The sequence below is a fragment of the Burkholderia sp. CCA53 genome, from assembly GCF_001685525.1.
GTDB lineage: Bacteria > Pseudomonadota > Gammaproteobacteria > Burkholderiales > Burkholderiaceae > Burkholderia > Burkholderia multivorans.
The window spans coordinates 2,086,638-2,111,780 of sequence record NZ_BDDJ01000002.1 but is presented as its reverse complement, the minus strand read 5'-3'; the positions used below and the strand labels follow the sequence as shown (position 1 = coordinate 2,111,780).

Below are 25,143 nucleotides of genomic sequence, written 5' to 3'. Positions count from 1 at the left end.
GCAATGACGCACGCGGCGGCTTTCATCGAATGAAAGGTTGCCGCAAGGAACGCGCGTCGCCTGCGCGCAACGCGTTGATGCAGCGCGACAATTTGTATCACGACGCGATATAATTCCGGCCCGGCCCGCGGCATGCCGCCGCGATGCGTCGGATCTTTTCAACCGTTACGTCCATGTCGTCAGGCTCCTCCCCGTCGCGCCGCACGCTGCGCCAATGGCTGCACAGCTTCATTCCCCACCCGATGACGCTCGGCTGGCGCGAGCGCCTGCGTTCGTGCACGGGCGCGCTCGTCGGCATTGCGACGGTCGGCGTCACGATGCGGCTGCTGCCGGGCGTGCCGGGCCTCGTGCCGCTGCTGGTCGCGCCGATGGGCGCCTCGGCCGTGCTGCTGTTCGCGGTGCCCGCGAGTCCGCTCGCGCAGCCGTGGTCGATCATCGGCGGCAATCTCGTCGCCGCGACCGTCGGCGTCGCGTGCGCACAGTGGATCGCGGATCCGATCACGGCGGCCGCGGTCGCGATCGCCTGCGCGATCGGCGGGATGTTCGTGCTGCGCTGCGTGCACCCGCCGTCGGGTGCGGTCGCGCTCACGGCCGTGGTCGGCGGCCCCGCGATCCATGCGCTCGGCTTCGGCTTCGTGCTCGAACCGATTCTGCTGCAATCGGCGATCCTGCTGTCGGCCGCGCTCGTGTACCACGCGCTGACCGGCCACCGCTATCCGCACGGCAGCGCGCGCGGCGACGCGAAGCCGCAGGCGGCGACGCCGGCACGCGGCGGCTTCAGGCGCGAGGATCTCGACGCGGTGCTCAAGCGTCGCAGCGAATGGCTCGACGTCGATCCGGACGATCTCGAAACGCTGCTGCGCGAAACCGAAATGCAGGCCTATGCGCGCACGTTTGGCCAGCTCACGTGCGCGGACCTGATGACGAAGAACGCGATCAGCATCGCGCCGTCGACGTCGATCACCGCGGCGCTCACGCTGCTCGACCGTCATCGCGTGAAGGCGCTGCCCGTCGTCGACGCGGACGGCCGGCTGACCGGCATCGTCACGCGCGCGGACCTCACGCGCCCGCTGCGCCGGCCTGCCGCGCTGTGGCAGCGCCTGTCCGCGCGGCTGCCCGAATCGTTCGGCGGCCAGCCGCCGAGCGTGTCGACCGTGATGACGCGCGACGTCGCGTCGGTGCCGCAGACGCTGCCGCTGACCGCGCTCGTGCCGCTGTTCACGCATTCGGGCCACCACCATATTCCGGTCGTCGACGCGTCGCGCCGGCTCGTCGGCATCATCACGCAGACGGACCTCGTCACGGGCCTGTACCAGCAGACGCAGATACTCGAAGCCGCGTAACGCGCGCGAAAGCCGAACAACGCAAACATCGTTCAAATACGGCCATTTATATCATGTTGTGATATATTGGCGCGCTATTGAAACCGACCTTCCGCCCCTGCGATGACCGATAGCCGACGTGCGCTGACCAAAAGCGACTTCCAGCAACTGTCCGAATTCCGCTACCAGATGCGGCGTTTCGAACGCTTCTCTGAGCGCGCCGCGCAAAGCGAAGGCGTGACGCCGCTGCAATACCTGCTGCTGCTGCACATCAAGGGCTATCCGCACCGCGAATGGGCGACCATCGGCGAACTCGCCGAGCGGCTGCAGGCGCAGCATCACGGCGTCGTCGCGCTCGTCACACGCTGCGAGGCGCTCGGCCTCGTGAAGCGCAAGCCGAGCGAAGCCGATCGCCGGCAGGTCGAGGTGCACCTCGAGCCGGCAGGCGAAACGCTGCTTGCGCGCCTCGCGGCGATGCATCGCGCCGAGCTGAAGTCGCTCAAGGGCGCATTCCAGGTTCCCCAGATCGATTACTGACCTCCGTTTTTCCGACTCCGATGAACGCACCGCACAAACGCGATTTCTCGACCAACGAACGCCTGCCCAGGATCGCGTTGCTAGCCGCCGTGATCGGCCTGCTCAGCACGCTCGCAGCGTTCGTGCTGTTGAGCCTGATCCATCTGTTCACGAACCTGTTCTTCTTCCAGCAGTTCTCGTTCGCTGACCGCTCGCCCGCCGGCAACACGCTCGGCGCATGGGTCATCGCCGTACCGGTGATCGGCGCGCTCGTCGTCGGCCTGATGGCGCGCTTCGGTTCGGAGAAGATCCGCGGGCACGGCATCCCCGAAGCGATCGAGGCGATCCTGTTCGGCAAGAGCCGCATGTCGCCGAAGGTCGCGGTGCTCAAGCCGCTGTCGTCGGGCATCGTGATCGGCAGCGGCGGCCCGTTCGGCGCCGAAGGCCCGATCATCATGACGGGCGGCGCGCTCGGCTCGCTGATTGCGCAATGCGTGCACGTGACGGCCGCCGAGCGCAAGACGCTGCTCGTCGCCGGTGCGGCCGCCGGCATGACGGCCGTGTTCGGCACGCCGGTCGCCGCGGTGCTGCTCGCCGTCGAGCTGCTGCTGTTCGAATGGCGGCCGCGCAGCTTCCTGCCGGTCGCGCTCGCCTGTGCGGTGGCCGGCTTCGCGCGCGCGCTGTTCTTCGGCGTCGAGCCGCTGTTTCCGCTGACGACGGCCGCGCCCTCGCCCGTCGCGCTGCTGTCGTGCCTCGTCGCGGGCCTGCTGTCCGGCGTGCTCGCCTGCGGGCTGTCGGCCGCGCTGTATCGCGTCGAGGACACGTTCGCGAAGCTGCCCGTGCACTGGATGTGGTGGCCCGCGCTCGGCGCGATCGTGATCGGCGTCGGCGGCTGGCTCGAGCCGCGCGCGCTCGGTGTCGGCTACGACGTGATCGGCGATCTGCTTCATCAGCACATCGCACTGCAGATCGCCCTCGCGTTGCTCGTCGTGAAAGCCGTGATGTGGGTCATCGCGCTCGGCTCGGGCACGTCGGGCGGCGTGCTCGCGCCGCTGCTGATGCTCGGCGCGGGCCTCGGCACCGTGCTGTCGCCGGTGCTGCCGGGCGGCGATCCGGCGCTGTGGCCGCTCGTCTGCATGGCGGCGACGCTCGGCGCGACGCTCGGCGCACCGCTGACCGCGATCGTCTTCGCATTCGGACTCACGCACGACGCGAATGCGTTGCTGCCGCTGCTCGCCGCGACGCTCGTCGCGCACGGCTTCGCGACCGTCGCGATGAAGCGCTCGATCATGACCGAGAAGATCGCGCGCCGCGGCTATCACATCTATCGCGAATACGGCGTCGATCCGCTCGAACGGCACGACGTCGGCGAGGTGATGACGCCCGCCGACGCGCTCGTCGCGATCGACGGCACGGCGACGCTCGAGGCGGTGGCCGCGCAGTTCTTCGGCGCGCAGCAAACGCATCGCGCCTATCCGGTCGTGCAGAACGGCCGGCTGCTCGGCGTCGTCGATCGCGCCTTCGTCGACGCGCAGCGCGCGCAACGCACGCCCGACACGTCGATCGCGACCGCGCTCGCCGATCGCGCGCCGGCGATCGCGCTGGCGCACGAGACCTGCCGCCTCGTCGCGTCGCGCCTCGCGATGCTCGGGCTCGAGCGGCTGCCGGTCGTCGACGATCCGCAATCGATGCGCCTCACCGGGATCGTGTCGCGCAGCGATCTGATCAAGCCCGCGCTTCAGCATTTCGACGACGAACACAAGCGCGAGCGCTTCCGTCCGATCGTGCCGGCGAATCTGCGCGATCCGGGCGCGCGCAAGGCGGGCTGATGCGGTCGCGGGGCCGGGGCCGCATTGCCGCGTTGCGCTGCCCCGCGCCGCACCGTCGCTGCGTTTAAAGTTGGTTGACAATTAAGCAGACGAAAATTTGTCATCATGGCACTCATGCGACGGGGCCATCAGCGGTCTTCCCAGCCATTCCAACCTCGCAGTTCGATAACGACAATCAACGATCCGGCGCGCGACGCGGCATGGCGGCAACGCATGCTGCGTCGCGATCGCCGCGATCGTCGCGTTGCCCGATCGCCGAACGCGGCGCGTTCGTCGATGCGCAGCTCGTGAAAAACGGATGCCGCAATCGGCCGGCGAGCGTGCGCCCGTTCGACAAGGACGTCTCGGCAACCGCCAGCACTTTCCCCGGTAGAACGAAACGCGCGATCAGCGCCCGCTTGCGACGCACTCGCAATCCATCGGCGCCTGCGCACGAATGCTGCAAGGCGATCTTCGAATTCCCATACGTGAATGAGATGACGCGCGGTACGAACTGCGCGGCATCACTTAGCGCGCCTATCGTTTTCGTACTCGCCCGGCCGGTATTGCGCGCCACTCTGCGATGGCGGACCTGCGGCGCGAGAAACGGCATTGGCGAACGCCTGCCGTTGAGTGCATTTCAATTGCACGCAAGATCGCGTCGACCGGAATGGCCGGCAAAATTTCGGAAGGACGCGACGACGAGAGTTGGCGCAACCAGCCGGCCACCCTGCTGACAAACACGTCGGCACACGACGCGCTCGAAGGCGCCCGGGAAACGGCCGCCGCGCTGCTGCAGGTCTCCGCGCGAAGCGCGAAGCCCACCCTCATCGCGACCTCCACACCCGACGATCCGACGACGATCGACGCGATGACGCACGCGTGCGCCGCTTCCGCTTGCCCATGCCGCGCCGCTCGATCGGCACACCGTACTTTCGGCGGTCGGACCGCGCGACTGCCGCACCGTCGAGCGCGAAACCGGCCGCTCGCGAACACCGCACCGCGAGCGGCCGCCCCACCTTCAGAACTTCCACAACAGGTTGCCGTACAACGCGTGATCGCTGACGTGGCCGCCGACCTGGCCGCTATACGACAGTCCCACCGACAGGTTCTTCGTGACCGCCGCATCGACGCCGACTTCGAGCACCGCAGCGTCACGCGCGACCGGCACGCCGACCACGTTGAACGGCGTCCCGCCGCTCGCGAACGACAGCGTCGAACCGGGCTGCGTATTGCCGAACGCATGCCGCCAACCGACCGTGCCGTACGCGGAGACCTTGCCCTTCGTCGTGACCGCCAGATCGGTCGACGCACGCACGCCGAGCGTCGAGAAGCCGAGCCCGCTCGTGCGCGATTCGCCCTGCAGCGCGGCCGCGCCGCCGCTCTCGTTGAAGCCGCCGGTATGCACGCTCGCGTAGGCGAGGCCGACGAACGGCTCGAGCGCGACGTTGCGAATCGCGGTCGAGTAGCCGATCTCGGTGAACACCTGCGTCGCGTTCGCGTCGTAGCTGGCGGTGTCGTGATCGGCGAAGCTGCCGAACGACGGATTGCGCTCGCTGTGCACGCGATACCACGACTGCGCGAGGCCGCCCCGGATGTTCCACGCGTCGTATCGGCCGCTCGCGTACAGCGCGATCGTCTCGCCGTTCACCTTCGCCGATTCGTTCTGGTCGGTATTGAGCAGGCTGCGCGATGCGCCGCCCGCGATACCGACGCGCCAGTGGCTGCTGACTTCCGCGTCCGTACCGACGATGAAGCCATACAGGTTGCGGTCGATCGATGCGACGTCGTCGCCGTCGAAGCGGCTGTGCGAGCCGTAGATGCGGCCCCACACCGCCGGCTTGAACGACTTCGCCGGCGTACAGCCGTTCTCCGCCGCAAGCCGACGATCGAGCGACGCCGCATGATCGTCCGCCGACACCGGCGCCTCGCAGCCGCACAACGCCCCGCCCGGCTGCGAGCCGAGACGCGCGCGATCGAGCACCGCGTCACGCACGTAGCGGCTGTCCGACAGCAGCACGCTACGCGTGCTCGGATACAGATCGCCGGCCAGTTGCGCGAATGCGCGGCTCGCGGTCGGCGCATCGGCCGTCAGCACCGTATCGAACAGCGGGTTGCCGGCGCCCAGCGTGCCGACCGCGCCGGCCGCCGCCTGCCCGTCGGGCGTCGAAGCCACCGAGGCAAACGGCGTGCCGTTCGGCGCGAGCGACAGCAGCACGCGCGATGCGTCGTACTGGAGCGTCGGCGTGAGGAACGCATACGTCGAGTTCACCGCGCTGAATTGCCCTTGCACGCCTGCGCCCGCATTGACGATCGTATAGAGCTTGCCCGGCTGATACTGCCCGGTCGCCGCGACGACCTGCACCGTCCCGCCGTTGAGCGCGGCCGAACCCGTCACGTCGAGGCCGCCGCTTTGCTGCGGCGTGGCGCCGACTTGCAGCGTCGAGCCGGGCTGGAACGTCGCGTTGCCCGCCACCTTCAGCGGCTGGCCGAGCTGCAGCACCGATGCGGTGCCGCCGCCCGACACGACCAGACCGCCGATCGTGCCCGTTCCCGTGACCGTCGCGCCGTTGCCGACCGTCACCGGCGAGTTCGCCAGCGAACCGGTGACGGCAAGCGTGCCGCCGGTCACGTTCGTCGGGCCCGACAGCGGGTTCGTCCCGCTCAGCACTTGCGCGCCCGTGCCGGCCAGCGTCAGCGGGCCGGTGCCCGACAGCGTGCCAGCGAACGTGCCGGTGCCCGCCGTGTTCACCGTCAGCGGCGTGCTGCCGAGGTTCACGTTCGAGCCCGTCGTGCCCGACAGCGCGCCGATCGACTGCGGTGCGGCCGAGCCCGCCAGGTTCAGCGTCGCGCCGCTGCCCGCGAGCGTCACCGGGCTCGTCGGCGCGAGGCTGCCTGCGCCCGACAGCGCGAGCGTGCTGCCGCTGCCGATCGTCGTGCCGCCGGTGTACGTGTTCGCGCCGGTCAGCGTCTGCGTGCCGCCGCCCTGCACCGCGAAACCGCCGCTGCCGGCGATCGTGCCGCCGAACACGCCGCCCGCGGGGCCGGCCACGGTCAGCGTATTGCCGCCGAGGTTCACGGTCGAACCGGCCGTGCCCGACAACGCGCTTGCCGTCTGCGGCGTCGTGGCACCGCCGACATCGAGCGTCGCACCGTTACCGGCCAGCGTCAGCGCGCTGCCGGCCGACAGGCTGCCGGTGCCGCCGACGGCCAGCGTGCTGCCGGTGCCGATCGTCGTGCTGCCGGTGTACGTGTTCGCGCCGCTCAGCGTCGTCGTCGACGGGCCGTTCACCGCGAGGTTGCCGCCGCCCGAAATCGGGCCGCTCAGGCCGAGGTTGTTCGCGCCGCCGACCGTCAGCGTCGAGCCCGTGCCGAGGTTCACCGCGTTGCCGAGCGTCGTGCCGGCCACACTGGTGCCGAGCGTGCCGCCGCTGCCGCCGACGCTCAGCGTGCCGCTGCCGAGCGCCGTCGGCGTGCCGGCCACCAGCGTGCCGCCACCCGTGACGAGCGTGCCGCCTGTGTAGCTGTTGGCGCCGGAAAGCGTCGTCGTCGACGGGCCCGTGAGCGCGAGCGTGCCGCTGCCCGAGATCGGGCCGCTCAGGCCGAGGCTGTTCGTGCCGCCGACCGTCAGCGTCGAACCGCTGCCGAGATTCACCGCGTTGCCCAGCGTCGTGCCCGGCGTGCTCGCGGCCAGCGTGCCGCCCGCGCCGCTCGTGTTCAGCGCGCCCGTGCCGAGTGCCGTGTTGCTGCCCGCGATCAGCGTGCCTCCGCCCGTCAGGTTCGTGCCGCCCGTGTACGTGTTCGTGCCGGTCAGCGTTTCGGTGCCCGTACCCGACAGCGTCAGGCTGCCGCCCGTGCCCGCGATCGTGCCGCCGTACGTGCCGTTGCCCGTGCCGCCCAGCGTCAGGTTGTTGCTGCCGAGGTTCACCGTCGAACCGGCGACACCCGAGAGCGTGCCGGTTGTTTGCGGCGTGGTCGCGCCGCTCACGTCGAAGGTCGCGCCCGCACCGGCGAGGTTCACCGGGCTGCTCGACGAGAGGCTGCCGTTGCCGCTGATCGCCAGCGTGCCGCTGTTGATCGTCGTCGCGCCGGTGTAGGTGTTGTTGCCCGTCAGCGTTTCAGTGCCCGTGCCCGACAGCGTCAGGCCGCCCGTGCCGCCCACCGTCCCACCGAACGTGCCGTTGCCCGAACCGCCGAGCGTCAGCGTGTTGCCGCCGAGGTTCACGGTCGAACCCGACACACCCGACAACGCGCCCGTCGATTGCGGCGTCGTCGCGGCGCTTACATCGAGCGTGGCGCCCGTGCCGGCCAGATCGATCGCGCTGCCGCCCGAAAGACTCCCGCCCGCACCAACGGCGAGCGTGCTGCCGCCGCCGATCGACGTGTTGCCGGTGTACGTGTTGGTGCCGGTCAGCGTCGTCGTCGACGGACCGTTCACGGCCAGATTGCCGCTGCCCGAGATCGTGCCGCCGAGGCCGAGGTTGTTGGCACCGCCGACCGTCAGCGTCGAACCCGAACCGAGATTGATCGCATTGGTCAGCGTCGTGCCGGCCACGCTCGTGCCGAGCGTGCCGCCTGCGCCGCTCGTGTTCACCGCGCCGGTGCCGAGCGCCGAGCTGTTGCCGGCCAGCAGCGTGCCGCCGCCCGTCAGGTTCGTGCCACCCGTGTATGTGTTGTTGCCCGTCAGCGTCTCGGTGCCGGTACCCGCCAACGTCAGGCTGCCGCCCGCACCCGCGATCGTGCCGTCATACGTCCCGCTGCCCGAACCGCCGAGCGTCAGCGCATTGCCGCCGAGATTCACGGTCGAACCCGCGACACCCGAGAGCGCGCCCGTCGATTGCGGCGTCGTGGCGGCGCTCAGGTCAAGCGTCGCGCCGGCGCCGCCCAGATTCACCGCACTGCCGCCCGACAGAGCGCCCCCCGCACCGACAGCGAGCGTGCTGCCGTTGCCGATCGTCGTATTGCCCGTGTACGTATTCGTACCGGTGAGCGTCGTCGTCGACGGGCCGTTCACGGCCAGATTGCCGCTGCCCGAGATCGTGCCGCCGAGGCCGAGGTTGTTAGCACCGCCGACCGTCAGCGTCGAACCCGCACCGAGATTGACCGCGTTGTTCAGCGTTGTGCCTGCCACGCTCGTGCCGAGCGTGCCGCCTGCGCCGCTCGTGTTCAGCGCGCCCGTGCCGAGTGCCGCGCCGTTGCTCGCGATCAGCGTGCCGCCGCCCGTCAGGTTCGTGCCGCCCGTGTAGGTGTTGTTGCCCGTCAGCGTTTCGGTGCCGGTGCCCGCCAGCGTGAGGCTGCCGCCCGCACCGGCGATCGTGCCGTCATACGTGCCGCTGCCCGTGCCGCCCAGCGTCAGGTTGTTGCCGCCGAGGTTCACCGTCGAACCCGCGACACCCGACAGCGTGCCCGTCGTCTGCGGCGTGGTCGCGCCGCTCAGGTCGAACGTTGCGCCCGCACCCGTCAGGCTCACCGGTGTCGTCGCCGACAGGCTGCCGCCCGCGCCGATCGCGAGCGTGCCGCTGTTGATCGTCGTCGCACCGGTGTAGGTGTTGGCGCCCGTCAGCGTTTCCGTGCCCGTGCCGCTCATCGTCACGCCGCCGGTGCCGGCGATGTTGCCTGCGTAGGTGCCGTCGCCCGACCCGCCGAGCGTCAGGTTGTTGTTACCGAGGTTCACCGTCGAGCCCGCCACGCCCGAGATCGTGCCCGTCGATTGCGGCGACGCGGCGCCGCTCAGGTCGAGCGTGGCGCCGGCCGCCGTCAGGCTCACCGGGCTGCTCGACGAGAGGCTGCCGTTGCCGCTGATCGCGAGCGTGCCGCTGTTGATCGTCGTCGCGCCGGTATACGTGTTGTTGCCCGTCAGCGTTTCGGTGCCCGTGCCCGACAGCGTCAGCCCGCCCGTGCCGCCGATCACGCCCGCATACGTGCCGCTGTCCGCGCCGGCGAGCGTCAGCGTATTGCTGCCGAGGTTCACGTTCGTGCCCGTGCCGCCCGACAGCGCGCCGGTCGTCTGCGGCGACGTGGCCGCGCTCAGGTCGAGCGTCGCGCCCGTGCCGGACAGGTCGATCGTGCTGCCCGACGACAGCGTGCCGCCCGCCCCGACCGCCAGCGTGCTGCCGCCGCCGATCGTCGTGCTGCCCGTGTAGGTGTTGGTGCCCGACAGCGTCGTCGTCGCCGGACCGCTGACGGCCAGATTGCCTGCGCCGGAAATCGCGCCGCCCAGCCCGAGATCGTTCGTGCCGCCAACCGTCAGCGTCGAGCCGCTGCCGAGATTCACCGCGTTGCCCAGCGTCGTGCCCGGCGTGCTCGCGGCCAGCGTGCCGCCCGCGCCGCTCGTGTTCAGCGCGCCCGTGCCGAGTGCCGAGCTGCTGCCAGCGATCAGCGTGCCGCCGCCGGTCAGGTTCGTGCCGCCCGTGTAGGTGTTCGTGCCCGTGAGCGTTTCGGTACCCGGGCCCGACAGCGTCAGGCTGCCGCCCGCGCCCGCGATCGTGCCGCCGTACGTGCCGTTGCCGGTGCCGCCCAGCGTCAGGTTGTTGCTGCCGAGATTCACCGTCGAACCGGCGACACCCGACAGCGTGCCCGTCGTCTGCGGCGTGGTCGCGCCGCTCACGTCGAAGGTCGCGCCGGCACCGGCGAGATTCACCGGGCTGCTCGACGAGAGGCTGCCGTTGCCGCTGATCGCCAGCGTGCCGCTGTTGATCGTCGTCGCGCCGGTGTAGGTGTTGTTGCCCGTCAGCGTTTCGGTGCCCGTGCCCGACAGCGTCAGGCCGCCCGTGCCGCCGACCGTCCCGCCGAACGTGCCGTTGCCCGAACCGCCGAGCGTCAGCGTGTTGCCGCCGAGGTTCACGGTCGAGCCCGCAGTGCCTGACAACGCGCCCGTCGATTGCGGCGTCGTCGCGGCGCTTACATCGAGCGTGGCGCCCGTGCCGGCCAGATCGATCGCGCTGCCACCCGAAAGACTCCCGCCCGCCCCGACCGCGAGCGTGCTGCCGCCGCCGATCGACGTGTTGCCCGTGTACGTGTTGGTGCCGGTCAGCGTCGTCGTCGACGGACCGTTCACGGCCAGATTGCCGCTACCCGAGATCGTGCCGCCGAGGCCGAGATTGTTCGCACCGCCGACCGTCAGCGTCGAACCCGAACCGAGATTGATCGCATTGGTCAGCGTCGTGCCTGCCACGCTCGTGCCGAGCGTGCCGCCCGCGCCGCTCGTGTTCACCGCGCCGGTGCCGAGCGCCGAGCTGTTGCCGGCCAGCAGCGTGCCGCCGCCCGTCAGGTTCGTGCCGCCTGTGTAGGTGTTCGTGCCCGTCAGCGTCTCGGTGCCCGTACCCGCCAACGTCAGGCTGCCGCCTGCACCCGCGATCGTGCCGTCATACGTCCCGCTACCCGAACCGCCGAGCGTCAGGTTGTTGCTGCCGAGGTTCACCGTCGAACCGGCGACACCCGACAGCGTGCCCGTCGTCTGCGGCGTGGTCGCGCCGCTCACGTCGAAGGTCGCGCCCGCACCGGCGAGATTCACGGGGCTGCTCGCCGACAGGCTGCCGCCCGCACCGATCGCCAGCGTGCCGCTGTTGATCGTCGTCGCGCCGGTGTAGGTGTTGGTCCCCGTCAGCGTTTCGGTGCCCGTGCCCGACATCGTCAAGCCGCCGGTGCCGCCGATCGTGCCCGCAAAATTGCCGTTGCCGGAACCCGCCAGCGTCAGCGTGTTGCCGCCGAGGTTCACGCTCGTGCCCGACACGCCGGACAGCATGCCGCTCGTCTGCGGCGTCGTCGCCGCGCTGATGTCGAGCGCCGCGCCGGTGCCGGCGAGATCGAGCGCGCTGGCCGCCGACAGACTGCCGCCCGCGCCGACCGCGAGCGTGCTGCCGCTGCCGATCGTCGTATTGCCCGTATAGGTGTTCGTGCCGGTGAGCGTCGTCGTCGACGGGCCGCTGACCGACAGACCGCCGTTCCCCGAAATCGCACCGCCGAGGCCGAGATCGTTCGCGCCGCCGACCGTCAGCGTCGCGCCTGCGCCGAGATTCACCGCATTGCCGAGCGTCGTGCCGGCGACGTTCGTGCCGAGCGAACCGCCGTTGCCGCTGACGTTCAGCGCGCCGGTCCCAAGTGCGCTGCCGTTGCCGGCGATGAGACCGCCGCCGCTCAGCGTCGTGCCGCCGTCGTACGTATTCGTGCCGGTGAGCGTCGTCGTCCCGCTGCCGGTCTGCGCGAGGCTGCCGCTGCCGGAAATCGTGCCGCTCAGGCCGAGATCGTTCGCGCCGTTCAGCCCGAGCGTCGCGCCCCCGCCGAGCGTGATCGCGTTGCCGAGCGTCGTGCCGCTCACGCTCGCGCTCAGCGTGCCGTTGCCGGTCACGTCCAGCGCGCCGGTACCGAGCGCGGTGTTGCTGCCGACGCTCAGTCCGCCGTTGCTCAGCGTCGTCCCGCCGCCGTAGGTGTTCGCGCCGCCGAGCGTAGTCGTGCCGCTGCCCGACTGCACGAGGCCGCCCGCACCGGAAATGATGCCGTTCAGCCCGAAGTCGAACGCACCGCCGAGATTCAGCGCCGAACCGGCGCCGAGATCGACCGCGTTCGCGAGCAGCAGGTTGGCCGTGCTCGCGCTGAGCGTGCCGCTCGTGCCGGTAACGCTGAGCGTGCCCGTGCCGAGCGCCGTGTTGTTGCCGACCGACAGGCCGCCGGCATTCAACGTCGTGCCGCCCGAATAGGTGTTCGCGCCGGTCAGTGCCGTCGTCCCCGTGCCGCTTTGCGCGAGACTGCCGCCGCCCGAGATGATGCCGCTCAGACCGAGGTTGTTCGTACCGCCGAGCGTGAGCGCCGAACCCGTGCCGAGGTTCACGGCGTTGCCGAGCGTCGTGCCGGCGCTGCGCGCGGCGAGCGTGCCGCCCGCGCCGCTCGTGTTCAGTGCGCCCGTGCCGAGCGCCGACGCGTTGCCGGCGACGAGCGTGCCGCCGCCCGTGAGGCTCGTGCCGCCCGTGTACGTGTTCGCGCCGTTCAGCGTTTCGGTGCCGGTGCCGGAGAGCGCGAGGCTGCCGCCCGCGCCGGCGATCGTGCCGTCGAACGTGCCGCTGCCCGTGCCGCCGAGCGTGAGGCTGTTGCCGCCGAGATTGACGGTCGCGCCGGCCACACCGGACAGCGCGCCCGTCGTCTGCGGCAGCGTCGCGCCGCTCAGGTCGAACGTCGCGCCGGCGCCGGCCAGGTTCACCGTGCCGTTCGCGGCCAGGCTCCCGGCGCCGCCGATCGCCAGTGTGCCGCTGTTGATCGTCGTGCCGCCCGTATAGGTGTTCGCGCCGGTCAGCGTCTCCGTGCCGGTGCCGGACATCGCGAGCCCGCCTGCGCCGCCGATCGTGCCGCCGAACGTGCCGTTGGCGGTGCCGCCGAGCGTCAACGTATTGCCGCCGAGATTCACGGCCGAGCCGGCTGCGCCGACCAGCCCGCCCGTCGTCTGCGGCGACGTGGCCGCGCTGAGGTCGAGCGTCGCGCCCGCGCCTGCCAGATCGAACAAGCTGCCGCCGGACAGGCTGCCGCCCGCACCTACCGCGAGCGTGCTGCCGTTGCCGATCGTCGTGTTGCCGGTGTAGCTGCCCGCCCCCGTGAGCGTCGTGATCGACGGGCCGCTCACCGCGAGATTGCCGCCGCCCGAAATCGCGCCGCCCAGGCCCAGGTTGTTCGCGCCGCCGACCGTCAGCGTCGCGCCCGCGCCCAGGTTCACCGCATTGCCGAGCACCGTGCCGCCGACGCTCGTGCCGAGCGAGCCGCCTGCGCCCGTCACGTTCAGTGCCCCTGTGCCGAGCGCCGAGCCGTTGGCCGCGATCAGCCCGCCGCCGCTCAGCGTCGTGCCGCCCGTGTACGTGTTGGCGCCGAGCAGCGTCGTGATGCCTGCGCCGGTCTGCGCAATGCCGCCGTCGCCGGCGATCGCGCCGCCGAGGCTCAGATCGGCCGCGCCGTTCAGGCCGAGCGTCGCGCCGGCGCCGAGGTTCACCGCGTTGCCGAGCAAGGTGCCGGCGACGTTCGTGGCGAGCGTGCCGCCCGCCCCGCTGACATTCAGCGCACCGGTGCCGAGCGCCGCGCCGTTGCCCGCGATCAGTCCGCCGCCGCTCAGCGTGGTGCCGCCCGTGAACGTGTTCGCGCCGAGCAGCGTCGTCGTGCCGGTGCCGGTTTGCGCGAGGCTGCCGTTGCCCGCGATCGTACCGCTCAGCCCAAGATCGTTCGCGCCGTTCAGCCCCAGCGTGACGCCGGCACCGAGATTGACCGCATTGCCGAGCGTCACGCCCGGCACGCTCGCGCCAAGCGAAGCCGAGCCGTTGACGTCGAGCGCGCCGACGCCGAGCGCCGCGCCGCTGCCGACGATCAGGCTGCCGCCCGTCAGCGCCGTGCCGCCTGCGTAGGTGTTCGTGCCGATCAGCGCTTGCGAGCCGGTGCCGGAAAGCGTCAGCCCGCCCGCACCGCCGATGTTGCCCGCGAAAACGCCGCTACCGCTGCCTGCGAGCGTCAGGTTGTTCGAACCGAGATCGATCGTCGAACCCGCGACACCGGACAGCGTGCCGATCGACTGCGGCGTGGTTGCACCGGCGATGTTGAACTGCGCGCCAGCGCCCGTCAGGTTGACGGGACTCGACGCGGCGAGGCTGCCGCCCGCGCCGATCGCGAGCGTGCCGCTGCCGATCGTGGTGCCGCCGGTAAACGTCTCGGCCGCGGTGAGCTTCGTCGTACCCGGGCCGCTCACGGACAGACCGCCCGCGCCGGAAATGATCCCGCCCAACTCGAGATCGTTCGCACCGCCAACCGTCAGTGCTGCGCCCGCGCCGAGCTGGATCGCATTGCCGAGCACCGTGCCGCCGACGGTCGTGCCGAGCGAGCCGCCCGCGCCCGTCACGTTCAGCGCGCCCGTGCCGAGCGCGCTGCCGTTGCCGGCCAGCAGCCCGCCGCCGCTCAAGGTCGTGCCGCCCGTGTACGTGTTCGCGCCGAGCAGCGTCGTGATGCCCGTGCCGGTCTGCGCGAGGCCGCCGTCGCCGGCGATCGTGCCGCTCAGGCCGAGATCGTTCGCGCCGGTCAGCGCGAGCGTCGCGCCCGCGCCGAGGTTCACCGCGTTGCCCAGCGTCGTGCCGCTCACGCTCGCGCCGAGCGCGCCGCCGGCGCCCGCGACGTTCAGCGCGCCGCTGCCGAGCGCCGTATTGCTGCCCGCGAGCAGCGTGCCGGCGCTCAGCGTCGTGCCGCCGCCGAAGGTGTTCGCACCGGACAGCGTCGTCGTCCCCGCGCCGCTCAGCACGAGGCCGCCGGTGCCACCGATCGCGCCGCTCAGCCCGAGGTCGTGCGCGCCGTTCAGCGTCAGCGACGCACCGTTCAGGTTGATCGCATTCGCAAGCGACGCGCCGGCGGCCAGATCCGCGCTCAGCGAACCGCCGAGGCCGCTCACGTTCAACGCGCCGCCGACGCCGAGCGCGCTGCCGCCTTCGACGATCAGGCTGCCGCCGCCGGTCAGGCTCGCGCCGCCGGTAAACGTGTTCGCGCCGGACAAGGTCGTCGCGCCAGTGCCGCCGAGCGCCAGGCCGCCCGCGCCCGAGATCGCGCCGCTCAGGCCGAGATCGGCCGCGCCGTTCAGCCCGAGCGTGGCGCCCGCGCCGAGGTTGACCGCATTGCCGAGCACCGTGCCGCTCGCGTTCGTCGCGAGCGAACCGCCGGCGCCGATCACGTTCAGCGCGCCCGTGCCCAATGCCGCCGCATTGCCGGCGACGAGGCCGCCGGCACCGAGCGTCGTGCCGCCGCTAAACGTGTTCGCGCCGAGCAGCGTCGTCGTGCCGGCGCCGGTTTGCGCGAGGCTGCCGCTGCCGCCGATCGCGCCGCCGAGGCTCAGGTCGACCGAGCCGTTCAGGCCCAGCGTCGCGCCGGCGCCGAGATTGACCGCATTGCCGAGCAGCGTGCCGGCCGCATTCGTCGCGAGCGTGCCGCCGGTGCCGGTCACGTTCAACGCGCCCGTGCCCAACGCCGCCCCACTGCCCGCGACGAGCCCGCCACCGCTCAGCGTCGTGCCGCCGCTGAACGTGTTCGCGCCGAGCAGCGTCGTCGTGCCGGTGCCGCTTTGCGCGAGGCCGCCGTTGCCGCCGATCGCGCCGCCGAGGCTCAAGTCGGCCGCGCCGTTCAGGCCGAGCGTGGCGCCTGCGTCGAGGTTCACCGCGTTGCCGAGCAGCGTGCCGCTCGCATTCGTCGCAAGCGAGCCGCCCGCGCCGCTGACATGCAGCGCGCCCGCGCCGAGCGCGGAGCCGTTCCCGGCGATCAGTCCGCCGCCGCTCAGCGTCGTGCCGCCCGTGAACGTGTTGATGCCGGTGAGCGTCGTCGTGCCCGTGCCGGTTTGCGCGAGACTGCCACTACCGCCGATCACGCCGCCGAGGCCGAAGCTGGCCGAGCCGTTCAGGCCCAGCGTGACGTTCGGGTCGAGATTGACCGCATTGCCGAGCACCGTGCCGCCGACGCTCGTGCCGAGCGAGCCGCCCGCGCCCGTCACGTTGAGCGCGCCGCTGCCGAGCGCGCTGCCCGTGCCGACGACGATGCCGCCCCCGCCCGTCAGATTCGTTCCGCCCGTGAACGAATTGGCGCCGTTCAGCGCCAGCGTGCCGGTGCCGTTCACGTTCAGCGCACCGCTGCCGCCGATCGCCCCCGACAGCGCGAGCCCGTTCCCGCCGTCGATCGTGAGGCCGCCGTTCAGGCCGCCGTTCAGCGTCACGTTGTTGAGCAGATTGACGCCGGCCGCGCCGGCCTCGAGCGTGCCGCCGCCGGCGACGATCGTGCCGGTGCCGAGCGCCCCGGTGCCATGAACGATCGCGGTGCCGCCCGTCAGCGACGCGTCGGTCGCGGTCGACGCGCCGGTGATGTCCCACGTGCCGCCTTGTACGGCGAGGTGATTGAAATTGGCGAACGTATCGACCGCGATGGCGCCGTTCGTCGCGCCGCCGGCGGCCGTGTTCAGTTGCAGGTTGAGCGTGTTGTTGCCGCCCAGCCCGGCGTCGACGCCGAGCCCGACCGACGACCCGGTCAGCGCATTGAACGTGTTCGACGTGCCGAGCGCCGCGCCCAGCGAGACGTTGCCCGTGACGGTGCCGGCATTCGTGAACGTGTTCCCTGCGCCCGGCGTGCCGCTGGGCGCGAGCACCACCGACCCGTTGATCGTGCCGCTGCTCGCGTTGGTGAAGTTGGTCTGCGCGCCGCCCGACGTGGTCACGACCTGCGCGGTCGGCCCCGCGCCGAAGCCGAGCAGGCCGGTCGTACCGATCATGCCGGCGTTCGTGATGTTGGTCGTGCCGCCGATGCCGTTGTTTACGGTCAAAGCCGGCCCGTTCACCAGCGAGCTCGTCGACCCCATCATCACGCCCGTGCTGGTGTTCGTGACGTTGACGGTGCTCGCCGACGCGCTATTGCCGACCACCGTGCCGTTCGACACGACACTCAGCCCGGACAACGCGGGGTCGATCCGGCCGTTGTTGGTCAGCGTGACGCCGCTGCCCGTCAGCGACAGCGCGGTGCCGCCGAACAACGGCACCACGGAAATGGTCGCGCCGGACTCGACGGTCAGGTTCAGATTGTTCGTGCCGTTCGAATAGGACGTGCTGGTTCCGGTACAACTGACGGACGTCGTTCCGGTGCAGGCAGCCAGGGCGTCGGCGGGGACGATCCCGGCGCCGATCAGCGCGACCAGCATGCCGGTCGGGACGAGGAATTTCGGACGTGCTTCCGCGCGCTTTTTATTCGATCCCATGCGCATACGCATAATCACACCTTCCCATTAAAGAGCATCAACGACACAGAGCCATTCCTTTCACACACTCAAATCGGAAGGAAAATACCGGCATGCGTTAATCGATATTTTTGGCAAATACCTTCCCGCCGCCAATTCGGAACGGATGGCATGGATTAACAACTGACGAGAATCAATCGACGAGCATTATTCGATCTTCATTTTTTTGCTTTTACGCCCCCTCCGGTAATTTTTTCCCTCTTCACGGTTTGCTGTTTCGCGCGAAACGGCTTTGCCGCCCGTTCGTCCGCTCCTCGTGCATCGCTCGATACGAATCAAACGGCATCCGAACGTGGATCGACGCTGCGCCGGGGCGCTACCGCCCGTAAGCGAACACTGAGTTCAGCAGTGAAACAAGCGAACTTCAGCCGTTCCGCATGTCGATTCATTAATGAATGCCGCTTGATCCGCGCGCCTCCCGTGTTGATCGCGAGTCAAATATAGGCCCGAGTCGCAAACGTTTTCCACGAACTGGAAAACATTTTGTCAAAACTCAACAATCTTTCCGTGCGATGTAATAACTTGTATGCTCGTTGTAACTTTCATGCGTTAACTATTCGCCACCGATCGTTAAAAAAGGCAAAAAAATCGAATTCCCGGACGCCGGCTTTTTGGTTAATCTGCTTTAATCGATTTACATCACATCCGACGCATTACGATTTTCGTCTCGCGAACGATAACGACGTGTCCAAGGGAGAATTTCACGATGGTGACGTTGAACATCAATAACCGGCGGGCGGAAGTCGACGCCGATCCGTCGACGCCCGTGCTGTGGGTGCTGCGCGACAACCTCGGGCTGACGGGCACCAAGTTCGGCTGCGGGACGGGCGACTGCGGCGCATGCACCGTGCACGTCGACGGCCGGCCGGTGCACAGCTGCACGCTCGCGCTGTCGTCGGTGGGCAGCGCGCGCATCACGACCTCCGAGCACCTGGCCGACGATGCGGTCGGCAAGGCCGTCCTCGATGCGTGGCTTCGGCACGACGTCGCGCAGTGCGGCTACTGTCAGAGCGGCCAGATGATGAGTGCGGCCGGCCTGCTGCGCAGCAACAAGGCGCCGACCGATGCCGATATCGACAGCGCGATGGCCGGCAATCTGTGCCGTTGCGCCACCTACCAGCGCATCCGCGCCGCGATTCACGATGCGGCGCGGGCACTCGCCTGAGCCTGCCGGGAGATAGCGATCATGCGTATTGGTACTGCCGGGCGTCCGGCGCATAGCGACGTCGTCCACGCCGAGGCTTCCCCCGAAATCGGCGCCGCGGCGCCGATGCCGGGCCGGCGCGGCTTCCTGAAACTCACGATGGCGGCGAGCGGCTGTCTCGCGCTCGGCATCCCGCCGCTGCGCGCGCGCGCCGAAGCCGGCGCCGTGCTGCGGAGTTCGCCGCCGCAAGCATTCCTGATCATCGCGCCGGACAACACGGTGACCGTCGCCGTGAACCGGACCGAGGCCGGCCAGGGCGTCAGCACCGCGCTGCCGATGGCGCTGGCCGACGAGCTCGACGCCGACTGGCGCAACGTGCGCACGGTCCTCGCGCCGGCCGGCGAGCCGTACAAGGATCCGGTGACCGGTATCCAGATGACCGGCAGCTCGACGTCGGTCAACCATTCGTTTACGCAATACCGCGAGCTCGGCGCGTCCGCGCGCGCCATGCTGGTCGCGGCGGCCGCGCAGCGCTGGAACGTCGATCCGGCCACCTGCCGCACCGCGAACGGCGTCGTGACGTCGGGCAATCATCGCGCGACCTACGGCGAGCTGGCGCCGGACGCAATGGCGATGCCGGTGCCGCAGCACGTGACGCTGAAGTCGCCCGACCAGTTCCGCCTGATCGGCAAGCCGACGCCGCGCGTGGATGCGCGTTCGATGCTCGACGGCTCGCTGAAGTACGGAATGGACTGGCGCCTGCCGGACATGATGGTGGCCGTCGTCGCGCGTCCGCCGCGTTTCGGCGGACAGGTCGCGAGCTACAACGCGGCGGCGGCCCGGGCCGTCAAGGGCGTCGTCGAAGTCGTCGAGATTCCGACCGCGCGCGGCGGCACGGGCGTCGCCGTGATCGCGAACGGCTACTGGCCGGCCAAGCTCGGCCGCGATGCGCTGCAGGTCACGTGGAAGGACGCCGGCTCGACCGTGTCGTCCGCCGAACAGATGCAGGCCTACAAGCAGCTCGCCGGCACGCCGGGCACCGTCGTGCGCACGGCCGATGCCGGCACCGCGCCGGCCGCGGCGACGCGCATCCGCACCGACTACGAATTTCCCTATCTCGCCCACGCGCCGATGGAACCGCTCAGCTGCACGGTCGACGTCGGGCCGGCGAGCTGCGCTTGCGGAATCAAGATCTGGGGCGGCTCGGCGATGCAGACGACCGATCGCGCGGCGGTGGCGAAGGCGCTCGCCGTCGCCCCGGAGAAAGTGCAGATCTTCACGCTGACGTCGGGCGGCGACTACGGGCGGCGCTCGACGCCGACCTCCGACTACGTGGTCGAAGCGGCGCACGTAGCGGCCGCGTATCTGGCGGCCGGTCATCTCGGCCCCGTCAAGACGATCTGGACGCGCGAGGACGACCTGCGCGGCGGCTACTACCGCCCGATGGTGCTGCATCGCGTCGACATCGGCGTCGACGGCAGCGGCGGCGTGCGCGACTGGCAGCATGTCGTCGTCGGCCAGTCGGTGCTGAAGGGTTCGCCGCTCGCGCCCGCGACGATGCGCAAAGGCGGCACCGATCCCGATCTGACCGACGGCGTCGCCAACAACCCGTACGGCTTCCCGATGCAGCTATCGGTTCATCAGCCCGACGTCGACGTCCCGGTCCAGTCCTGGCGCTCGGGCGGCCATACGCATACGGCCTTCGTGATGGAAACGCTCGTCGACGAGCTCGCGCACGCGGCGCATCAGGACCCGGTCGCGTACCGGATGGCGCGGCTGTCCGGTCCCGAGCATGCGCGCCATCGCGAGGCGCTCGCGCTCGCCGTCGACAAGTCGGGTTACGGGACGCGCACGCTGCCGGCCGGGCATGCGTGGGGCGTCGCGATGCACGAAACGGCCGGTACGGTCGTCGCCTACGTGACCGAGGTGTCGATTCAGGCGCAGCAGCCGCGCGTGCATCGCGTGACGGCCGGCGTGTATGCCGGGCGCATCGTGAATCCGACCGGCGCGGAAGCGCAGATTCAGGGCGGTGCGCTGTTCGGCCTCGCGACGACGAAGCCCGGTTTCGCGATCGACGTCGACCACGGCGCCGTCCGCAACGCCAGCTTCGTCGACTACCCGCCGGTGCGGATGCAGGAAGCGGCGCCGGTCGACGTGTTCTTCGTGCCGTCCGACGCGCATCCGACCGGCTTGAGCGAAGCCGGCGTGCCGCCGATCGCGCCGGCGGTCGCCAACGGCGCGTTCGCGCTGACCGGCCAGCGGATGCGCGCGCTGCCGTTCGCGCCGATGCTGGTCGCCTCGACGGCGCCGACGCTGCCGGCCGCGGCTGAGGACGATCCGTACGCCGACCTGCCGGCCGGCGGCTGCCGGCTTCCGCGCAAGGCGAAGTCGGCGGCGCTCACGCCGAAGGTCAATCACAGCCAGGCCGGTGTCGGGCAGCCGAGCGCGGTGCCGAAATTCCTGCGGCCCAAGCGGCGTGCCGGGATTCCGTGTATCGATGCGCTGAAGAAGGGGACGGTCACGTAACGGGCAAGCGGCGAGACGGACCTGCCGGTGGTGGCGCATACCGGGCGCGGCAGGTTCGTCGCGAGGTTCTCGAGCGGCGACGGTGCGCCGCCCTTGCCGATCGTGGCGTACCCTTCGGGCCGGTCGATACGCACGTCGACGAGACGAGACGAGACGAGACGACACGGCACGACGCAGGCTGGCTCACCTACCGATGCCGCGCCCGGCGCGCCGGCATCGCGACGAAAAACAGGCGCCCGTTCATTCGTTTGCGACCGGAACGTGAACCGAACGCGAACGGAACGCGTGGCGGAACTCATACGCGCAACGGTGCGAAAGAATCCGCGCCTTATCGGCTAGCGCCCTCGCTCCACCGCCCACGCCGCGCCCCACGCCATCATCGCCGCGCCGATCGACACGACACGCTCAATCGTCCAGCGGCTCGACCGTCACGGCGACCTTCAGCTCCTGTCCCGCCCCGCCGCCGCGAATCACGCCGCGCAGCGGCGCCACGTCCGCATAGTCGCGGCCGATCGACAGCATCACGTAGTCGTCGCCGGGCGCGCGATCGTTGGTCGGATCGAGTTGCAGCCAGCCGCCGTCTTCGGGCCACGCCGGGTCGTACACGGCGGCCCACGCATGCGACGCGTCCGCGCCGATCAGGCGCGGCTGGCCGGGCGGCGGCTGCGTCAGCAGATAGCCGCTGACGTAGCGCGCGGCGAGCCCGAGCGAGCGCAGCGCGCCGATCATCACGTGCGCGAAATCCTGGCACACGCCTTTACGCAGCCGCAGCGCATCGAGCGCGGTCGTCGTGATGTCGGTGCTGTTCGGCGTGTACGCGAAGTCGGCGTGAATGCGCCGCATCAGATCCCATGCGGCCTGAACGAGCGGCCGACCGGGCGTGAAGCTCGCGGCCGCATACGCGGCGAGCGCCGGATCGCACGGCACGTGCGGTGACGCGAACACGAACTCGCTCGCCGCATCGTACGGCTGCCCCGCGCGAAACTGCAGGCGCTCGCGCACGGCTTCCCAGGCGGTCGCATGCGCGGCGGCGGGATGCGCGATAGCCTGCGGCGGCTTCCCGCGCGCGCCCTTCGACCAGGCCGGCGCGCTCACGCGCACGGTGCTGCGGCTGCGCACGAACAGCGCGTCGTGCGGCTGATTCAGCGCAAACGACGCACGCGCGTTGCCGAACGCATCGATCTCGGTGCCGATCGATTCGGGCGCGGGTTCGATGTCGAGCGAGAACGCCAGCAGCTGCTGGCGCGGCGTCGCGAGCGGCTGCAGCCGCGCCTGATGCTGCGCCGATTCGACGCGCGCCGCATAACGGTATTCGGTATCGTGCGTGACGCGCAGCAGCCGGCCCGGCGCGGCATCCGCCGTGGCGGGCGGCGTCGCGTCGACCGCTCCGGCCGGCGTCTTCGTTGTGTGTTTCGACGTCACCATAGCGCTCTGCCCGCCTCGCGCACGTGGCTGAAATAGCGTTCGCCGATGCGGTTCGACAGTTCCCACACGGCCTTCGCCGTCGCGTCGAGCGCGGCGAGCAGCGCCTCGTGCCGGCCGTCGTCGCCGGTCTCGCAGAGCTCGTGCAGCGACCATGCGGCGACGTCCGGAATCGTTTCGGCCAGTTCGGACAACGCATAGCCCTCGCTGCGCTCGACCTTCGTCAGCCGGCCGCGCAGCGCCTGCACGACCCAGCCGAGCGAACGCGGGTTGTCGGTGTCGAGCACGACGAGCGACAGCAGCGGCGCCACGTCGAAACCGCGCTGGAACCGCGAGCGGAACGTGATCGTGCTGTCGAACAGTTCGAGCACGAGCTCGAAGCCGTCCTGACGATGCACGGCGCCGCCGTCGAACGCGAAGCGCAGCACACTGCACAGAAAGTCGAGGCGGTCGATCTGCCGGCCGATCGACAGCAGCCGCCAGCCGTCGTCGCGCGTCATGTTGTCGGTCTGCGCGCCGGTGATCGCGCCGAGCAGCAGGCCGAGGCGCTCGAGCAGCTGCAGCGCTTCGTTGCCGATCTGCTCTTCGGCTTCCGGATGATCGGCGCTGTCCGCGAACAATTGCGTCGCGTCGTCGATCAGCCGCCACTGGTCGCTCGACAGCCGCTCGCGAATCGCGGCGGCCGCGCCGCGCATCCCGAACAGGCAGGCGGCGATCCCCGACGTGCGATCTGCACCGCGCGTGAGCGACGTCGCGAGCGCGTGCTGAAACGCGCCCGGCGCATCGACGGCATTCGGCGCATCGGCCGCGACGAGCCCCGTGTCGCGGCACAGCGCGTCGATCAGCTCGAGGTGCGCGGGGCTCTCGACATCGTCTTCGCCGCGCAGCCGCTCGAGCGCCGCGCGAGCGAGCCGCATCAGGTTGGTCGCGCGTTCGGTGTAGCGGCCGAGCCAGAACAGGTTCTCGGCCGCCCGGCTCGCGATCGCGCGCGGCCGTTCGACGAGATCGTCGGGGCCGAGACGCGTTTGCAGCAGCGTCGTCGAATCGACGATGCCCTCGGTCATCACCCACGTATCGACGGTGCTGCCGCCGCGCGGCATCGGCGCATTGAACAGCGCGTCGCGCGTGCCGACGCGCGACAGCCCGCCCGGCAGCAATCGCCAACGCTGCGCGCCGTCGGCGAGCGCGAACACGCGCAGCAGCAGCGGCTTCGGCACGATGCGCGCGCTGCCGTTGCCGTCCGGCGCACCGTGCGTGCGCCACGTCGGCGCCTGCGACAGCGGCAAGTCGGCCTGCACCGTGTACTGCTCGGGCCGCGCGAGAATCCGCGCGCGCCATTCGGCAAGCTGCGCCTGCGTGAGCCGCGCGCCGATCACCGGTTCCTGCACGCCGGCCGACGCGCCGTCGGCCGGATACGGCGGCCGTACGATGCTGCGCGCGAGCTGCGGCAACGCGTCGTCGCACGCGGCCGCTTCGCCGCACCACCACGAATGCACGGCCGGCAGCGTCAGCGTCTCGCCAAGCACGGCTTCCGCCAGACGCGGCATGAAGCCGAGCATGCCCGGCGATTCGAGAAAGCCGGACCCCGGCGCATTCGCCAGCAGCACGTTGCCCGCGCGCACGGCCTGCAGCAGCCCCGGCACGCCGAGCAGCGAATCGGGGCGCAGCTCGAGCGGATCGAGCCACGCGTCGTCGACGCGCCGCAGGATGCCGTGCACGGGCTCGAGCCCGCGCAGCGTCTTCAGGAACACGCGGTTGTCGCGCGCGGTGAGGTCGCCGCCTTCGACGAGCGTGAGGCCGAGGTAGCGCGCGAGGTACGCATGCTCGAAATAGGTCGCGCTGTGCGGCCCCGGCGTCAGCAGGACGATGCGCGAATTGCGCCGCGCCGGGCTGAGCGCCTGCAGGCTCTGCAGCAGCGACCGGTACGCGGAGGCGAGCCGCTGCACGCGCAGCCCGCGAAAGCCGCGCGGAAAGAGCCGCGACACGATCAACCGGTTTTCGAGCAGATAGCCGAGGCCGGCCGCGCCCTGCGTGTGCTGCGCGACCATCCGCCACTGGCCGTCCGGCCCGCGCGCGAGATCGAAGGCGACGACGTGCAGCCAGGTATCGCCCGGCACGCGCGCGCCACGCATCGCGCGCAGATAGCCGGGATGTCCGGTGACGAGCGCGGGCGGCAGCAGGCCGCGCGCGAGGATCGTCTGCGGGCCGTAGAGGTCGGCCATCGTCGCGTTGAGCAGCCGCACGCGCTGCAGCACGCCGCGCTCGATCGCGACCCAGTCCTCGGGCGTGACGATCATCGGCAGCAGGTCGAGCGACCACGGGCCGGCCGCGCCGTCGCCGGCGCGCTGTTCGTGCAGCTGATAGAACAGGCCGTTCTCGCGCATGCGCCGCTGCAGTGCGTCCGCGCGGCGGTCCAGATCGGCAACGCCGTCGCTGCCTATCGCGGTGAAGAAGCTGCGCCACGCCGGCGCGAGCGCGGGCGCATGGAGGCCCGCCACGCTGCCGCGCAGTTCGTCGTAGCGGCCGGCGGCGGCCGGCGCGGCGAGCGCGGCGGCCAGCTCGGCCGCATCCGGGTGTGCGCCGGTATCGAAGAGCGTGGGCATCGCGTCGGCGAGAGCGTCGGGGTGA

The 25,143-nt window shown here is 70.6% G+C and carries 9 protein-coding genes; 5 read left to right on the top strand and 4 right to left on the bottom strand.

Annotated elements, in window-relative coordinates:
* The first annotated feature begins 173 nt into the window (after positions 1 to 173).
* The 3 genes from BCR55_RS25575 to BCR55_RS25565 all read left to right on the top strand — a co-directional run bounded on the left by BCR55_RS25575 (position 174) and on the right by BCR55_RS25565 (position 3,667).
* Positions 174 to 1,343: an HPP family protein gene (locus BCR55_RS25575; RefSeq protein WP_012467947.1), complete on the top strand. Its 1,170-nt coding sequence runs from the start codon at positions 174 to 176 to the stop codon at positions 1,341 to 1,343.
* Between the two features lie 102 nt (positions 1,344 to 1,445).
* Positions 1,446 to 1,859 (top strand): MarR family winged helix-turn-helix transcriptional regulator, encoded by a 414-nt coding sequence (locus BCR55_RS25570; protein WP_006396919.1) that lies wholly within the window; start codon positions 1,446 to 1,448, stop codon positions 1,857 to 1,859.
* 20 nt (positions 1,860 to 1,879) lie between these two features.
* Positions 1,880 to 3,667 carry a chloride channel protein gene (locus BCR55_RS25565; RefSeq protein ID WP_059940508.1) on the top strand — a complete coding sequence of 596 codons (1,788 nt, stop codon included), beginning with the start codon at positions 1,880 to 1,882 and terminating at the stop codon, positions 3,665 to 3,667.
* Positions 3,668 to 3,842: 175 nt separating this feature from the next.
* Here BCR55_RS25565 and BCR55_RS25560 read toward each other — a convergent pair whose 3' ends face one another.
* Both BCR55_RS25560 and BCR55_RS25555 read right to left on the bottom strand, forming a co-directional pair.
* A complete protein-coding gene (locus tag BCR55_RS25560) occupies positions 3,843 to 4,259 on the bottom strand; it encodes a hypothetical protein (protein WP_035947906.1) in 417 nt (138 codons plus the stop codon).
* A gap of 408 nt (positions 4,260 to 4,667) precedes the next feature.
* A complete protein-coding gene (locus tag BCR55_RS25555; RefSeq protein WP_053298469.1) occupies positions 4,668 to 17,396 on the bottom strand; it encodes an autotransporter-associated beta strand repeat-containing protein in 12,729 nt (4,242 codons plus the stop codon).
* 733 nt (positions 17,397 to 18,129) lie between these two features.
* Between BCR55_RS25555 and BCR55_RS25550 the strand changes: the two genes are divergently transcribed.
* Entirely contained in the window at positions 18,130 to 18,588 is a 459-nt protein-coding gene (locus BCR55_RS25550) for a (2Fe-2S)-binding protein (RefSeq protein ID WP_006403411.1), read from the top strand.
* A gap of 21 nt (positions 18,589 to 18,609) precedes the next feature.
* Positions 18,610 to 21,093 (top strand): xanthine dehydrogenase family protein molybdopterin-binding subunit, encoded by a 2,484-nt coding sequence (locus tag BCR55_RS25545; RefSeq protein WP_006403410.1) that lies wholly within the window; start codon positions 18,610 to 18,612, stop codon positions 21,091 to 21,093.
* Positions 21,094 to 21,498: 405 nt separating this feature from the next.
* On the opposite strand, the gene BCR55_RS25540 is transcribed toward BCR55_RS25545, so the two are convergent.
* Together BCR55_RS25540 and BCR55_RS25535 are read right to left on the bottom strand one after the other, a co-directional pair.
* A complete protein-coding gene (locus tag BCR55_RS25540) occupies positions 21,499 to 22,518 on the bottom strand; it encodes a transglutaminase family protein (protein WP_059940505.1) in 1,020 nt (339 codons plus the stop codon).
* The gene (locus BCR55_RS25535) at positions 22,512 to 25,118 is read right to left on the bottom strand and encodes a circularly permuted type 2 ATP-grasp protein (RefSeq protein ID WP_006403408.1); all 2,607 of its coding nucleotides are present in this window, start codon (positions 25,116 to 25,118) and stop codon (positions 22,512 to 22,514) included. The genes BCR55_RS25540 and BCR55_RS25535 overlap by 7 nt, the downstream gene beginning before the upstream one ends.
* Positions 25,119 to 25,143 lie beyond the last annotated feature (25 nt).